13 protein-coding genes are annotated in these 15,827 nt (G+C 62.2%); 4 read left to right on the forward strand and 9 right to left on the reverse strand.

From position 1 onward, the window contains the following. Positions 1-87: 87 nt before the first annotated feature. The 5 genes from IEX27_RS12965 to IEX27_RS12985 form a co-directional block, all read right to left on the reverse strand. A complete protein-coding gene (locus IEX27_RS12965) occupies positions 88-510 on the reverse strand; it encodes a VOC family protein (protein ID WP_188721476.1) in 423 nt (140 codons plus the stop codon). Positions 511-719: 209 nt separating this feature from the next. Next, positions 720-2,792: a hypothetical protein gene (locus IEX27_RS12970; protein ID WP_188721477.1), complete on the reverse strand. Its 2,073-nt coding sequence runs from the start codon at positions 2,790-2,792 to the stop codon at positions 720-722. Positions 2,793-2,795: 3 nt separating this feature from the next. Beyond that, entirely contained in the window at positions 2,796-5,630 is a 2,835-nt protein-coding gene (locus IEX27_RS12975; RefSeq protein WP_188721478.1) for a DUF4159 domain-containing protein, read from the reverse strand. Further along, a complete protein-coding gene (locus tag IEX27_RS12980) occupies positions 5,627-6,529 on the reverse strand; it encodes a DUF58 domain-containing protein (RefSeq protein ID WP_188721479.1) in 903 nt (300 codons plus the stop codon). The genes IEX27_RS12975 and IEX27_RS12980 overlap by 4 nt, the downstream gene beginning before the upstream one ends. 33 nt (positions 6,530-6,562) lie before the next feature. Further along, a complete protein-coding gene (locus IEX27_RS12985) occupies positions 6,563-7,585 on the reverse strand; it encodes an AAA family ATPase (RefSeq protein WP_188721480.1) in 1,023 nt (340 codons plus the stop codon). A gap of 171 nt (positions 7,586-7,756) precedes the next feature. On the opposite strand from IEX27_RS12985, the gene IEX27_RS12990 reads away from it, so the two are divergent. The 3 genes from IEX27_RS12990 to IEX27_RS13000 are packed head-to-tail and all read left to right on the forward strand — an operon-like array spanning position 7,757 to position 10,256. Beyond that, positions 7,757-8,371 carry a DUF1285 domain-containing protein gene (locus IEX27_RS12990; RefSeq protein ID WP_188721481.1) on the forward strand — a complete coding sequence of 205 codons (615 nt, stop codon included), beginning with the start codon at positions 7,757-7,759 and terminating at the stop codon, positions 8,369-8,371. Continuing rightward, positions 8,368-9,015: a CoA pyrophosphatase gene (locus tag IEX27_RS12995; protein WP_188721482.1), complete on the forward strand. Its 648-nt coding sequence runs from the start codon at positions 8,368-8,370 to the stop codon at positions 9,013-9,015. The genes IEX27_RS12990 and IEX27_RS12995 overlap by 4 nt, the downstream gene beginning before the upstream one ends. After that, complete coding sequence (locus tag IEX27_RS13000) at positions 9,012-10,256, forward strand: CCA tRNA nucleotidyltransferase (RefSeq protein WP_188721483.1); 1,245 nt, start codon at positions 9,012-9,014, stop codon at positions 10,254-10,256. Before IEX27_RS12995 ends, IEX27_RS13000 begins: the two co-directional genes overlap by 4 nt. Before the next feature lie 109 nt (positions 10,257-10,365). Here the strand turns inward: IEX27_RS13000 and IEX27_RS13005 are convergent, their stop codons facing one another. The 3 genes from IEX27_RS13005 to IEX27_RS13015 all read right to left on the reverse strand — a co-directional run bounded on the left by IEX27_RS13005 (position 10,366) and on the right by IEX27_RS13015 (position 14,491). Continuing rightward, the gene (locus tag IEX27_RS13005; protein WP_188721484.1) at positions 10,366-10,551 is read right to left on the reverse strand and encodes a DUF1059 domain-containing protein; all 186 of its coding nucleotides are present in this window, start codon (positions 10,549-10,551) and stop codon (positions 10,366-10,368) included. Between the two features lie 185 nt (positions 10,552-10,736). Continuing rightward, positions 10,737-12,617 (reverse strand): ABC transporter ATP-binding protein, encoded by a 1,881-nt coding sequence (locus IEX27_RS13010; RefSeq protein WP_188721485.1) that lies wholly within the window; start codon positions 12,615-12,617, stop codon positions 10,737-10,739. After that, the gene (locus IEX27_RS13015; protein WP_188721486.1) at positions 12,614-14,491 is read right to left on the reverse strand and encodes an ABC transporter ATP-binding protein; all 1,878 of its coding nucleotides are present in this window, start codon (positions 14,489-14,491) and stop codon (positions 12,614-12,616) included. The genes IEX27_RS13010 and IEX27_RS13015 overlap by 4 nt, the downstream gene beginning before the upstream one ends. A gap of 269 nt (positions 14,492-14,760) precedes the next feature. On the opposite strand from IEX27_RS13015, the gene IEX27_RS13020 reads away from it, so the two are divergent. Beyond that, the gene (locus IEX27_RS13020) at positions 14,761-15,231 is read left to right on the forward strand and encodes a tRNA (cytidine(34)-2'-O)-methyltransferase (RefSeq protein ID WP_188721487.1); all 471 of its coding nucleotides are present in this window, start codon (positions 14,761-14,763) and stop codon (positions 15,229-15,231) included. Between the two features lie 61 nt (positions 15,232-15,292). Here the strand turns inward: IEX27_RS13020 and IEX27_RS13025 are convergent, their stop codons facing one another. Continuing rightward, positions 15,293-15,769, reverse strand: coding sequence for an NUDIX domain-containing protein (locus tag IEX27_RS13025; protein ID WP_188721488.1), 477 nt, complete (start codon positions 15,767-15,769; stop codon positions 15,293-15,295). Between the last annotated feature and the right edge of the window lie 58 nt (positions 15,770-15,827).

The following is a 15,827-nucleotide window of genomic DNA, read 5'->3' on the forward strand; positions in this document are numbered from 1 at the left end:
TGTTTCACAGAAACGCTGAGATGATCTAAGCCTCTGTTGTAACGCAATTCCCACGGAAAACCGGTTCCCACTTTTCCTGGAATTGCTCTAGCCGCTGATCGTAACGTAGCCTTCGGGGCTGATCGGCCAAGCGGGGTTCCAGGCAATTTCCCAGGCGTGATCATCCGGATCAGCGACATAGCCACGGAAGCCGCCGTGCGGCGGGGCATCTGCTTCCCGGATGAGCCTGCCGCCGGCCTTCAGCAGCTGCTCCATGACCGGCACAACCTCTTCTTGTGTGTGGACATTGTGGGCAAGCGAGAACGCGCCGGGCGTGACAAGGCCCGTGCGGTTCATGTCGCTTTCCAGCGATGAAAGCTTGAAGAGACCCAGCACGAAGCCGTTCATCTGAAAGAAGATGATTTCGTCATTGGCAAATTTTGGCTTCCAGCCGAAGCCCTGCTCGTAGAAATGGCGCGAGCGATCAAGATCGCGAATGCCGAGCGTGATGATCGATATTTGCTGTTGCATGTCCAATACCCTCAACTCGCCCTGCACCGTGCAAGGCGTTCAGGTCTTGGGCCGTCCTAGCCCCATCTGCAGCTCGAGCTGTCGTGACCAGTGGAAGGACCGTACTCACAAATAGAGTACGGGGTTGGGCCAACCGTCCACAACCTAACCTGTTTCAGACAGGGTAAGTCTCGCAGATTGCCCCGGATGCATCAAGGCCGACGGGAGGGTTACCGCCCTTCCCGGTACCACATCGCGCCGAAGGCCAGCAGCAGGACACCAAGGCCCAAGAAGCCCGCAAAGAGCGGCACACGCTGCACCGAGCGGAGAATGCTGTCGTTGGTGGTTCTGAGCCCGATCCAGTCGCGCCCGGAAGCCACTGTGGCATTCGCCCGGACCGGAACGATGTTGGGCAGCGAAAGGCCGGTAACACCCTTGGTCAGGCGGCGGACGCTGCCGCGCGATCCTTCGGTCACAGGACGCAGCACGTCTTCCGTGGAAACGGTCGCCGCGAATTCCGGCGCGTTCACCGGACCTACATGGGCGAGCGCAGTCAGATCGCCGCTCGTCACCTGGTAAAGGCCGATTTCATCCGTCTCCATGACAGCGTCGAAGAGGCCCGGCGTGCCTGCCACCAGCGGCAGCTCGCGCTTCTCGCCGGAGGGCATGGTGACCGTCACCGGCTCCGGCTCGTCTGCCATGGTCTGGCGGGTGATTTCCAGCGTCATGCCGCGGCCCGCAGCGGTGAGGCGCTCTTCCTCAAGCTCCGGTTCCTTCATCAGCCAGTGGGCGATGCGGCGATAGAGCGAAACATAGGGACCGCCGCCTTCAAAGCCGCGCGCCCAGAGCCAGCCCTGATCCGACAGGAACATGCCGACCCTGCCCTCGCCAACGCGGGAGAGAACGAGCAACGGGCTCTTGTCGGGACCTTCCATGACCACATGGCCATCCGGCTGATCAATACCTACGAGGCGGAACCAGCGGCTCCAGTTCGGTGGGTCAACGTCCGAACCGTCCAGGCCGCGTGTGACGGGATGGCGGGCGCCAGTGTCGCTCAGGCGCGGCAAGAACCCGCTCTCCTGCACCTCGCCAGTGGGTACGGCAGGTAGAACAGAGATCAGCGGCGTGCGGGCGATCGACTGCTCGCTTGCGAATTCCGGTCCGGCCGCGATGAGCAGCGCACCGCCGTTCTGCACATATTCCGAGATATAGTCGTAATAGAGCAGCGGCAGCACATCACGGTGCTGGTACCGGTCGAAGATGATGAGGTCGAAATCCTCGACCTTCTCGACAAACAGCTCGCGCGTCGGGAAAGCGATGAGCGACAGCTCGTTGATCGGAGTTCCATCCTGCTTCTCCGGGGGGCGCAGGATGGTGAAGTGCACGAGGTCAACGGAGGCGTCCGACTTCAGCAGGTTGCGCCAGGTGCGCTCACCCGAATGGGGCTCGCCGGAGACCAGCAGCACGCGCAGGTTCTCGCGGATACCGTCGACAAGGGCGACAGTCCGATTGTTGGTTTCGGTGAGTTCGCCCTCCTCCACCGGCATCCGCAGCTCGACAACATTGCGGCCGGCGATCGGGATGGTGACGGAGACGGGCATTTCCTCGCCAATCGCCGCCTGCTCTATTGATTGGAGCTCGCGGTTTACGAAGACCTCGACTTCAACGATCCCCTTTTCCTGGGGAGCCGAGATGACGCGATAGGTCATTTCCATCGGCTGGCCGACGATGGCGAAGCGCGGCGCGCGCTCAAAGCGGATGCGACGGTCCTTCTCGTCCTCCTCGCCGGTGATCAACGCATGAAGCGGCGCAGTAAGCCCGGCGGCATTCTCGGGAACATCATGCACCTGCCCGTCAGTGATCATGATCGTTCCGCCGATGCGCGAGGGCGGGACGTCGTGCAATGCACCTTCCATCGCCTCAAACAGACGCGTCTCGGTCCGCTCTTCCGCGGCGTCGCTCTGACCGGCTTCGATCATACGGACTTCGAACTGGTTGAAGCGCTCAAGACGGGCGCGCAATGCTGCCGCGGCCTGTTCGGTTACCTCGGAGCGATCACCGATATTCTGGCTCTGGCTCTTGTCGACCACAAGGGCGACGACGCTTTTCAGCGGGTCGCGCTGTTCTTCCAGCAGCACGGGATTGAGGAGTGCCAGCGCGAGAGCCGCCAAAGCCGCCAGACGCAGCACCGAACCGCGCTGGCGCATGAAGAGACCAACCAGTACGAGCAGCGCGATGGGTACCAGCACCAGTGCAAGCGTCAGGACAGGAAACAGCGGCTCGAAGCTGATGGACCAGTTCATGCTCTACTGCCCCAGACGTTCGAGGATTGCCGGTACGTGCACCTGGTCCGACTTGTAGTTGCCGGTCAGCATGTACATCATGATGTTCACGCCCGCGCGATAGGCGTAGATGCGCTGCATCGGATCAGACGGCACGGTCGGCAGCATCGCTTCGCCGCCGGAGTCGATCGCCCACGCCCCCGCGAAGTCATTGCCGGTGATCATGATCGGCGTCACGCCATCGCCCACACGCACCGGACGGTCCTGCCGGCTTTGAGCGTTGACGGAGGCTTCAACCCAGAGCTCGCTGCCACGGAAGCGGCCTGGAAACTCATCCAGGATGAAGAAGGCCTTGGTCAACACGTGGTCTTCCGGGACCGGCTCAAGTGCAGGGACATTAAGGCCGGAGAGGATCTCGCGCAGGCGCTGTGTCTCAGGCGTCACCGCATCGCCGCTGCCGAAGCCTGCGGAATACTGGTCGCGCGTGTCAAAGAGCACGGTTCCGCCCTGCTGCATGTAGGCGTCGATGCGAGCGATCGCCTGTTCGGTGGGCATCTCCGCATTGGCATCGATCGGCCAGTAGATCAGGGGGTAGAAGGAGAGTTCGTCGGTCGCAATATCGAGCGGCGCAGGCTCCCCCGGCTCCAGCGCCGTCTTGTCGGCCAAGAAGCGGTTCAGGCCCTCAATGCCCGCGCGGCTGATCGCGTCGACGGAGGAATTGCCCGTCACCACATAGGCGATGCGGGTGGCGGAGATCGCTTCGATGGCTTCAGCTTCCGACACCTGCGGGGCTGAAGGCGCTTCCTGTGCGCGGGTTGGTTCAGCAGGAAACAAAGCGACCGAAAGGCCGACCGCAAGCAGTGCCGTGGTCGCGCGCCGGCGCCCAATTCGCGCGCGATTGGCGAAACCGCCGAGCCACAACATGGCGAGGGTATCGAGCGCGAGCAGACCGAGCGCAATCGCCATAAGTGTTCCCTTCATGGGCTGCGCGGAATCGAAGGCGTAGCTCGCTTCCGTCAGCGGCACCGGCGATTGGGGCTGGCGAAGCGGTGCAAGTTCGGCATCAGGTTTGAGCAGGTTGTGGGCCACGAACCCTTCCTCCGAACCATAGAGACCAGGCGGATTGGACAGGGTCACCGCCACGTTGGCGCCAGGGGCGAGCGGTTCTGCCTCCTGTCCCGGCGGCACGATGGCGCCGGTAGCCGAGATCATCCGGTAGGGCGGAAGAACGGCCTTGGCGGACTGTCCCTGCGCTGAAGCGCTGCCCTGATTGCGTGACAGCTGCACCACGCGGCGGAGCATTTCAACGAAGCTTCCCGAAATGGGCAGGTTCGACCAGGTGGCCTCCGGCGTGATATGGAAGAGGATCACCCTGCCCTCACCCCTCGCAGCACCCGTCACCAAGGGCGTACCATCGGCAAGGTTGGCCCAGGTGCGCTCGACAATGTCGGCAGACGGTTCGGCAAGCACCTGACGGTTGACGGTGACCTCGCGGGGCGGTGTCAGGTCGGAGAAGGGTCCGGTCGCCGGGAACTCGCTCAAAGGCTGCGGCTCGGACCAGGAAAGCGCGCCCCCGAGCGAGCGCTCACCGGTTCGCAGACGCACGGGTAGCAGCGCGTCGTCGTTCCCTTCTGCGGCTGCAAGGCGCGGGCCGGCGAAGCGAAGCAGCGTGCCGCCCCGCTCGATCCACTGCACCAGCGAATCGTGCACGGACTGGGGAAGCGTGCCGACGTCGGCCATGACGATGACAGCAGGCTGCTGTTCCAGCAGTTCCGGCAGCGCCACGGTCAGATCGGGGCTTGAAGGTTCGATCAGATCTGCGAAAGGCCCAAGCGCGCGGCGGATGTAATAGAGCGGCGACAACAGAGGTTGCGCCTGATCGGCTTCTGCCTGCGAGAGAAGCCCGACGCGACGGCGGCGGGAATTTTCGTCCAGAAGATGGACCGCACCCGCCTGGCTCTGTCCATCGATCACGACGGAGGCGAAGTCGTTGCGCAGCTCAAATGGCACCCGCATTTCGGCGAGCACGGAGACGTCGCCCGGGCCGAACGTCACGGGCGTTTCAGCAATGCGCCGTCCCTGAGCATCAAGCGCCAGCGCGTTGACGCGCAGGGGCTGCTGCTGGCCCGCTGGCCGCAGCGCGCGGATGACGAACCGCTCCGGCTCGTTCGACGTGTCGACCACCGTGACGAGCGGCAGGCTACCTGGATCAAACCAGAGAACGTCGGCGACGCCGCCGGACATGATCTCGCGAAAAGCTTCCTCATCGCCTGGTTGAGCGATGCCATCAGTCAAAAGCGCAAGCGTTGCGTTCGGCGCCTGTTCCAGCGCTCCTGCGACGCGGCCATAGACAGACGGACGATCCGGCGGGATGGGACGCGGCTCGGCGGCGTTCAGCCGGTCGAGTGCCGTCGCAGCATCAAAGGGGCCGATTTCCTGCGCGGGCCGTTCCGCCGTCAGTGCCAGGACCACCGGCGTGTTGCTGTCACGCGCATCCTCGATCAGGCGGGTAGCAGTGGCAACGCGACGGTCCCAATCGGGAGCAGCGGCCCAGCTGTTGTCCAGTACGATGGCAAGCGACTGCCCGTTCACCGCCATACGTTCCCGCGGATTGAATACGGGGTCGGCCAGCGCGAGAATGACAATTGCTGCCAGCAGCAGGCGGAGCAGCGTCAGCCACCATGGGCTCTTGTTCGGCGTCTCTTCGCGGCGGATTACCCTGGCAAGGATCGCGAGCGGCGGAAACGCCTCCTCCTGCGGGCGCGGCGGTGTCAGCCGGAGCAGCCACCAGATGACCGGCAGCGCAAGCAGTCCCCAGAGGACCATCGGCGTCGCAAAGGTGAACGGCAGAAAACTCATAGCCGTAGATCCGTGCCAGCGGCCATGGCGGCATGGACCCGGACGAGCGCGTCAGAAGCGAGTCGATCGGTGTGGTTGACGGTGTAGCTCCAGCCGAGCTTGCTGCACCAGTCCATCAACTCCTCGCGGCGCGCGATGTAGAGACGGCGGTAGTCTTCCGCCACGGTTTCCGCCCGGCCAGCCGTGAGCTTTGCACCGGTCGCGGGGTCGCGGAACTCGGTACGGCCTGCGTAGGGAAACGTCTCTTCCGCAGGATCGGCCACCTCGATCAGATAAGCGCGAGCACCGCTACGCGTCAGCGGCGCGAGCCAGCGCTTCGTTTCCTCCACGTCGAGAAAATCGCTGGCGATCACCACATCGCTCATGCGCTTGACGAGCGACAGGTCCGGCTTTGCCGCAGAAGGATCAGCGTGGGCGATATATTGCGCAAGCCGTTCAGCGCCGTTGCGCGCGGCGAACGGATCGGTGAGGCCCGGCCAGGCGATGCGTTCGCCTGCCCGTGACAGCAATTCCGCCATCGCCAGGATGAGCACCAGCGCACGGGATTCCTTCGGCACATCGGCAAGACGGGAGCGGTAAAGCATCGAGGGAGACCGGTCTGCCCAGAGCCAGACCGTGTGCGCAGCCTCCCATTCGCGGTCGCGGATGTAGATATGATCGTCGCGGGCGGAGCGGCGCCAGTCGATGCGGGCGACGGCTTCGCCTTCGACATAGGGGCGGAACTGCCAGAAATTTTCGCCGATGCCGCGACGGCGGCGGCCGTGCCAACCGGCAGTGACGTTGTTTATGATGCGACGGGCCTCGATCAGCAGATCCGGTATCAGCGACGCGCGCGTGCGGGCGCGGACAAGCGCATCCTGCAAAGCGACCGGAGCTGTAGTTTCACCTATGCGCGCCATAAATCCTCATAGTGGGCGTGATGCCCGTCGCGGCTATTTCAGGTCCTTCACCAGACCGGCAATGACATCGCGGACGCTGGTTCCTTCCGCGCGGGCCGCGAAGGTCAGCGCCATGCGGTGCTGCAGGATGGGCTCGGCCAGCGCGCGGACATCATCGACCGACGGAGCAAGACGTCCGTCATAAAGCGCACGAGCACGGGCGCAGAGCGTCAGCGCCTGGCTGGCGCGGGGTCCCGGACCCCAGCTCACATGACGGTCGATCTCGGCGTTGCCATGACCCGGACGGGCGGAGCGTACGAGCGTCAGGATCGACTCCACCACGCTCTCGGGCACCGGCATCCGACGGATCAGGAGCTGAATTTCGCGGAGCCGCTCCGGCGTCAGCACGGGCGTAGCGTGGGCATCGGTGACACCGGTCGTCTCGATGAGGATGCGCCGCTCCGCGTCGAGTTCCGGATAGAGGACGTCCACCTGCATCAGGAAGCGGTCGAGCTGGGCCTCGGGCAGCGGATAGGTGCCCTCCTGTTCCAGCGGGTTCTGAGTTGCCAGCACATGGAAGGGCGCTGGAAGATCGTGGCGCTGGCCCGCGACTGTGACGTGGTATTCCTGCATCGACTGCAGGAGTGCCGACTGCGTACGCGGGCTGGCACGGTTGATCTCGTCGGCCATCAGAAGCTGGGCGAAGATTGGCCCCGGAATGAAGCGGAAGGACCGGCGTCCGGTCTCGTCCTGCTCCATAACTTCGGACCCCAGGATATCGGAGGGCATGAGGTCCGGCGTAAACTGGACGCGACGGGTGTCGAGCCCCAGCGCGATTCCCAGCGTGTCCACAAGTTTTGTCTTGGCGAGGCCCGGCACGCCGACCAGAAGCGCGTGTCCGCCGGCGAGAATCGCAACAAGCGACCGCTCGATCACCGACTCCTGGCCGAAGATGACCCTGCCGACCGATTCCCGTACGCGGGCGATATCTGCGAGAGCGGCCTCTGCCTCGGCGACCATTTCCCTGTCGCTTACTCCCTGAATGCTGGCATTCTGGTCCCGGGCGATTATGCTCATGTGGTGTACCCTTGCTGTGGCGGGGCGGAATTTCGGCTCATGCGTAGTCTAAGGCCATTCAGCACACGATGGAAATAATCCGAATAGAACACTTAGATGCGTTCTCCCTACTGACAATCCCAAGAACGGTGACTATTTCGTGACCATCACCAACGATGGAGGTTGCTGACGATGGAGGAACCCACCGGCATGGCGAAGGCCGGCCAGGCAGAAGCGCTGTCGTCCCTGATCGCGCGTGCCGCACGTGCCGGCAAAGGCGCCCCCCCGGTTGAGCGCTGGAACCCGCCCTTCTGCGGCGATCTCGACATGGAGATCCGCAGCGACGGGAGCTGGTGGTATATGGGCACGCCGATCAACCGGATGCCCCTCGTTCAGCTCTTTTCCTCGGTGCTGCGCAAGGATGACGACGGCCAGACATATCTCGTCACGCCGGTGGAAAAGGTGGGAATCCGTGTAGCGGATGCCCATTTTCTGGCAGTGGAGATGGTGGTGACAGGTACGGGCGATAGCCAGCTCCTCACCTTCCGCACGAATGTGGGCGACGTGGTGGAAGCCGGCCCGGCCCATCCGCTCCGTTTTGTCGAAGATGGGGAAACCGGCGGCATGAAACCCTATCTACATGTTCGCGGGCGGCTGGAAGCTCTGGTGACGCGATCGATGACCTACGAATTGCTGGAGTTGGGGGAAGAAGCCACTATAGATGACCGCAACGTAATCGCGGTGCGGTCAGGTGGTGCGCTCTTCCCCGTAATGGAAGTAGACAGACTGGAGATGCTTTCTCAATGAGTGCATGCGCAGCAGCGACAGGTGCCAAGCTTTTCACGGCCAGTGATTTCCGCGAGCGAGCGCGCCTGCACCTCACCGACGAGGAGACCTCCGAATATGGTGACCACCGCCTGAATCCGACGCTCAAGGACATGCTGATCCAGCAGCAACCGCGCGATGCGGCCGTTCTCGTGCCTATCGTCGATCGGGGTGACGAGGCGACCGTACTCTTGACGCTGCGTTCCAGCAAGCTGCGCCAACATGCAGGCCAGATCGCCTTCCCCGGCGGGCGCATCGATCCGGAGGATGTGTCGCCGGAAGCTGCCGCGCTCCGCGAGGCGGAAGAAGAGGTCGGGCTAGATGCATCCTTCGTGGAGACTGTCGGCCGCCTGCCCTTCTACTACACCGGCACCGGCTATCGCGTGCTGCCGATCCTTTCGGTGGTGCAGCCCGACTTCCTGCTGACGATCAACGAGGATGAAGTGGAAGACGCCTTCGAGGTGCCACTTTCCTTCCTGATGAATGAAGAGAACCACGAGCGCGATAGCCGCTACTGGATGAACCAGAAAAGGCATTTCTTCAGAATGCCTTATCAGCAATACAACATCTGGGGCGTCACCGCCGGCATCATTCACATGCTCTACGAGAGGCTATACCACCGATGAAAAGAATCGACGCTGCATGGCTGAAAGACGAAAGCCTGCAGAAGCTGCTCGCGGTTCTCTCAACGGATGGTGAAGAAGCCCGTGTCGCCGGTGGCGCAGTCCGCAATGCCCTGCTCAGCCAGGATGTGGCTGACGTTGATGTGGCTACTACCACCGTTCCGGATGAAACCATCCGGCGCGCGAAGGCGGCCGGGTTCAAGGTCGTGCCGACCGGTTACGAGCACGGCACCGTCACCGTCATCGCAGCCGGCAAGCCTTTCGAGGTAACAACGCTGCGTGCCGACGTGGAGACCGACGGCCGTCACGCCGTGGTGCAATTCGGCCGTGACTGGAACGAGGATGCGGCACGGCGCGACTTCACCATCAACGCCATCTACGCCAAGGCGGACGGTACTATCGTCGATCTCGTCGAGGGCGTCCGGGACATCGAGACGGGAACGCTGCGGTTCATCGGGGACGCCGAAAAGCGCATCAAGGAAGACTATCTGCGTATTCTGCGCTTCTTCCGCTTCTTCGCCTGGTATGGGCGCGGAAGGCCGGATGCCGAAGGCATCAAGGCCTGCGCCCGCCTCAAGGACGGGATGCGCAAGCTCTCGGCGGAGCGCGTCTGGGCGGAACTGAAGAAGCTGCTTTCAGCATCCGACCCATCTCGCGCGTTACTCTGGATGCGGCAGACGGGTGTGCTCACCACGATCCTGCCGGAGAGCGAGAAGTGGGGGATCGACACGATCCACGGTCTGGTCGAGGCCGAGCGGGCCCTGCATTGGGAGCTTGATCCCATGCTGCGCCTTGCCTCGATGCTTCCGCCAGATGCGGAACGGATGCGGGAACTGGGCAAGAGGCTGCGCCTCTCCCTGCGGGAAGCTGAACGGCTAGAGCTTTGGGCGGAAACGCCAATGCCTTCCCATGGCCTCAGCGAAGGCGAGTTCCGCAAGACGCTCTATCTGAACGATGTGCAGGGGCTCACCTGGCGACTGAAGCTGGCGATCGTCACCGAGCGAACCCGCGTGACCGAGGATGCCGCAGCACTTGAAAAGCTCGCCGGTTACCAGCGGCTTCTGAAACAATCTCAGGCGTGGGAGCGGCCGCAGTTTCCTGTCTCAGGCAAGGACCTGCTGGCGATTGGCTTCGAGCCCGGGATGGAGGTCGGAAAGACGCTCAGCAGGCTTGAGCAGAAGTGGGTTGAGAGCGGTTTTGCGCTTTCAAAGGAAGCGCTTCTGGCTGAAGCGGAAAGCAAGTGAGTATCTTCTCCACCCCCTCATGGTGAGCTTGTCGAACCATCGAGGGGGTGGATTTTGCGCGCTAGCGGAGGGCGACGGCGCCAGAAACAGCACCAAGTCGTGAAATCCGTCAGGCCACGTTCTTCGCGGGCTGAATGCGGGAGCGGATGGCCTCAACCATGCTCTCGCGAATGATCGTCTCCCCGTGGGTCTCACGCATGTGCTCTACCGCACGGCGGATCACTTCCGCCTCATCCTCGTGACGCGTATGCCATGCACAACCGGGTACCAATGATCCGCAATGAAATTCCTTCATCCGATCCTCCTTTCGAATCTGCATCTATCAGGTTCATCTACCTGATTTCATTATATTTCCCCGCAACAATGTGGGGTTATACGACCGGAAATACAACCTTTAATCTGGTTCAGGCGGGGAAAAAGACAATAGCCGGATTGTCATGAGCCGGAAGCTGGAGTGGTCGCAGACATGAAACCGCGCCGCTATTCCGCCGCTATCCGGTCCACCAGGAAGCCGCCCGACTGGCGCTTCCAGAGGTTTGCGTAGAGGCCGCCGGATTGCAGCAGATCCTCATGCCGCCCCTCTTCCACGATGCGGCCCTTGTCTAGCACAATAACGCGGTCGAGAGCTGCGATGGTGGAGAGACGATGGGCAATAGCAATCACGGTCTTGCCCTCCATCAGCTTCTCCAGGTTCTCCTGGATCACCGACTCGATCTCGGAATCGAGCGCCGAGGTCGCCTCATCGAGGATGAGGATCGGCGCATTCTTCAGCATCATGCGCGCGATGGCGATGCGCTGGCGCTGGCCACCCGAAAGCTTGACCCCGCGCTCCCCCACATGGGCGTCGTAGCCGGTGCGGCCCTTCGGGTCCTGCACGCGCAGGATGAAGTCGTGCGCCGAAGCCCGCCTGGCCGCTGCGATGATTTCCTCTTCCGTCGCGCCCGGCTTACCATAGGCGATGTTGTCGCGAATGGAGCGGTGCATCAGGATCGGCTCCTGACTGACAACGCCGAACTGGCCGCGCAGCGACGCCTGGGTCAAATCGCGGATGTCGTTACCGTCCAGCAGCACCCGTCCACCTTCGACATCGAAGAGGCGGAGCATGAGGTTCACGATCGTCGTCTTGCCAGCACCCGAAGGACCGACCAGAGCGACGCGCTCTCCGGGCAGGATCTCGAGGTTCAGGTTCTCGATGATGCCGCCTTCCTTGCCATAGTTGAAGGTCACGTTGTCGAACCGGATGTGGCCTTCCGCATGATCGAGCACCTTGGCTGCGGGCTTGTCCTGGATCGCAGGGCGCTGCGAAATAATAGTCGTGGCATCCTGCACAGTCGCGTAGGAGCGGATGAGGCCGTTGATGTTGAACATCATGTAGCCAGACATCTGGTTCAGCCGCAGCACGAGGCCCATGGCGGCAGCAATCGCGCCACTGGTCGTGTTGCCCTCCATCCAGCTCATCACGGAGATCGCGCCGACGGCCGTCATCATGACGCCGTTGACGATGAAGACCATGCCGCGCACGCGGGTAACTGCGCGTCCGGCGATCTGGCTCGCATGCAGCAGTCGCGCCATGCCCTCGCGAACATAGCCGTGTTCGCGGCGACCGCTGTCATAGAGCTTCACCGCCATGATGTTGGTGAAGGCATCGACCATGCGGCCGCTGAGCACAGAGCGCTCATCGGCGCGGCGGCGGCCAGCCTCACGCAGCGGCGGGAGCAGGTAACGGGCGATCAACAGGTAGGCTCCGACCCACAGCGCCAGGACGACACCGAGAAGCGGGTCGAGCGCCGTGAGGATCGTTCCCGCGAGCAGCAGGAAGGTGAGAAAACTCCACGTCGTCTGGAGGATCGAGATGATGAAGTCTCCGGTCGCTTCGCCGCCCTGCATGATCTTGGTGGCGATGCGTCCGGCAAAATCGTTCTGATAGAATTCGTAAGGCTGGTCCATCACGCGGCGGAAGGCCTGCCAGCGCACCCGCTGGTAGAAGGCAGGCGTGATGACCTGCTCCTCGATAACCGTATTGGCGACCATGACGATCGAGCGGACCACCAGAACGAGCAAGGCTAGTGCGGCCAGTTCATGCCAGTGGTCGGCAATGAGCGTGGCGGGGGAAGCGGTGTCGAGCAGGTCGATCAGCCGGCCGACGCCCCAATAGAGGCCGGCGTCCACGGCACCCACAAGACCACCGATGATGAGAAGAAGCAGGAAGGGCCCCTTGGCCTGCTTGGCGAAGAAGTAGATGAACCGGGCAGCGTCCTTCGGCAGAACCGGAACATCGGTGTCACCGAACGCGTCTATCGTGCTTTCCGCCCTGCTCCACAGAAGCTCCGCCTTGTCTGACTTCTTCTCTTCTGCTTTCACTCGGCCGCCTCCGACACTTCGACATCAATGAAACCGCCGGACTGACGTTGCCAAAGCCGGGCGTAAATGCCGTCGCGCGCCAGGAGTTCCTCATGGGTGCCCTGCTCCACGACCCTTCCCTTGTCGAGAACCACCAGCCGATCCATCGCCGCAATGGTGGAGAGGCGATGTGCAATCGCGATCACGGTCTTGCCTTCCATCAGGCGGTAGAGATTGTCCTGAATGGCAGCCTCAACCTCGGAATCCAGCGCGGAAGTTGCCTCGTCCAGGATCAGGATCGGCGCATCCTTCAGCATAACGCGGGCAATGGCTATTCGCTGCCGCTGCCCGCCTGACAGTTTCACACCCCGATCGCCAACATGCGCGTCGAAGCCCTTGCGTCCCTTTATATCGGCAAGGCTGTCGATGAATTCCAGTGCGCTGGCGCGACGGGCTGCCTCGAGCATCATCTCATCTGTCGCATCTGGGCGGCCATAGATGATGTTTTCGCGGACGGAGCGGTGAAGCAGAGACGTATCCTGCGAGACCATGCCGATCTGCGCGCGCAGGCTGTCCTGCGTAACGTCGGCGATGTCCTGTCCATCAATCAGGATGCGGCCCGACTGCACGTCATAAAACCGCAGCAACAGATTGACGAAAGTGGACTTTCCGGCGCCGGAACGGCCCACCACACCGATCTTCTCGCCCGGCTTAATGGTCAGCGTCAGGTTCTCGATCACCCCGCCCTTCTTGCCGTAGTGGAAGCTGACGTTCTCGAAGGCGATCTCGCCCTTGCTGACGACGATATCCTTCGCACCCGCCCGGTCCTGAACCAGGCGCGGCATGGAGATGGAAGCAATACCGTCCTGAACCGTGCCGACGTTCTCGAACATCATGGTCATTTCCCACATGATCCACTGGGACATGTTCCAGATGCGCAGGACGAGGCCGATCGCCACCGCGACCGCTCCGACGCTGATGGCGTCCAGCGACCAGAGGTAGAGCGACAGTGCGCCGACGGTGAAAAGTGCAGCGCCATTCAGCACATAGAGCAGGCTGTAGAAGCTCGTGATCATCCGCATCTGGGCGTAGACGGTCTTCAGGAAGCCGATCATGCTTTCGCGGGCATAGCTTGCCTCGCGGCCCGCATGCGAGAAAAGCTTCACCGTCTGGATGTTGGTGTAGCTGTCCACCACGCGACCGGTCATGAGCGAGCGGGCATCGGCCTGCTTCTCAGCCACCTTGCCCAGGCGCGGGATGTAGTAGCGCAGGAGGCTGACGTATCCAATCAGCCAGAAGACAAGCGGGATGGCCAGACGGAGATCTGCCGAGGCGACGATGATCAGGATGCCCGTGAAATAGACGACGACGTAGTTCAGCACGTCGATGAGCTTCATGACGAACTCGCGCACGGCGAGCGCCGTCTGCATCAGCTTGGTGGCGATGCGACCGGCGAATTCGTCCTGATAGAAGGTCATGGACTGCTTGAGCAGGTAGCGGTGCACGTCCCAGCGGATGCGCATGGGATAGTTGCCCATCAATACCTGGTGGGTGACGAGCGAGTGCAGGAAAACCGCAACCGGGAGCAGGATCAGAGCCACCGCTCCCATGGCCACGAGCTTCAGTCCTTCGTTGGAGAAGAAATGCGCGCGGTCCTGCACTGCCAGCCAGTCAACGATATTGCCAAGGAAGGCGAACATCCAGACTTCCGTGATGGCGATCATGGTCATGAGGGCGGCGGAGACCCCAATCCAGAACCACGAGCCACGGGTAAAATGCACACAGAATGCAAAAAGCGTGCGCGGAGGCTCCTGCGGATCCGCGCTGGGAAAGGGGTTGAGGCGATCTTCGAAATAGCCGTAGATCGCGTCAAGAAGTCTGCGCCGAGAAGGCATTATCATTCTCACTAATGGGTAACGACTGAAATGGGTTTTCGCTTACTCCCATTCCAGCCGTCAGTCACTCAGATCATTGTTGCGGTTCGCAGCAAAGCGCGCGTCCAGCTTGCCCCAGGCCTAGCTTCGTGCCCAGAGCTGAGGCAAAGGCTCCTGACAGCGGTGTGACAGGTGCTTGTCCATATCTGCCTCCAGCGGTTATAGCAGGTCCAGCAGGCGGGCAAACCAGGGTGTAAGCCGTTTATTCTGCTAACCAAAACGAGAGACCAATGGTCGAGACCGGACTGCACATCGCCCTTTTTCAACCCGACATTGCCGGTAATACGGGCGCGATCATGCGGCTTGCTGCCTGCATGGGATTGACGGTTGACCTCATCGAACCGGCGGGCTTCGACGTCTCGGACAGGAACCTCAAGCGCGCCGGAATGGATTATCTGGAAATGGCGACGCTAGTGCGCCACCGCTCGTGGGAAGCGTTCGAGGAGTGGCGCAAGAGCGAAGGCCGTCGACTGGTTCTCTTCACCACCACGGGTGCTGCTCCCTACACCCAGTTCCAGTTTCAGGAGCAGGACATCCTGCTCTTCGGGCGGGAGTCAGCCGGTGTGCCGGACTATGTGCACGAGACCGCCGAGGCGCGGGTGATCATCCCGATGCGGCCCGGCGCACGAAGCCTCAACCTCGCCATGGCTGCCGCCATCGGCAGCGGTGAAGCGATCAGACAGCTTGGACCCGCAGGTTGAATCAAAGTCTCAGCCGCATGAATCAATCTCTCACCAGCTAGCTCTAACGCGTTGACGTGATTCACCAATACGGGTGTGGGGGGACGCCCTCAAAGATTTCCGCAAGACGCCTGCGGGTTCCGGACGTGGTTGCCTCCGGCAGTGAATCGAGCGGATAGAAACCGGCTTCTGCGATCTCGCGATTGGGGACGACGGTTCCAAGCGAGCGGAAATTCCTGACGAGGTAGATCGCCACATGATCCCGGCGGCTCGCCTGCCGGTTCAGGTGGATCGATCTCAGCTCCGGTGAGCCCTCCATCAGGATCCTCCCCTCCTCCTCAAGCTCCCGCGCGAGCGCCTCCTCCATGGTCTCACCTGGCTCCACGCCACCGCCCGGCAGCTGGAAGCCGGGCACGTAGGTATGGCGGACCAGCAGCACGGAATTGCTATTCTCATCATAGACCACCCCACGGGCACCGAGTGTCATCGGCCGCGACAGCAGGAACCATGTGTGAAGGAGCCGCACGATGGCTCTCGTCTTGATGGGGATAGCCGACATGAAAATCACTCTGTTCGTAAGGCTTTATCTGGCAATGCTGATACGCATGACGTTACGC

It is taken from the genome of Nitratireductor aestuarii (assembly GCF_014641695.1).
GTDB classification, from domain to species: domain Bacteria; phylum Pseudomonadota; class Alphaproteobacteria; order Rhizobiales; family Rhizobiaceae; genus Chelativorans; species Chelativorans aestuarii.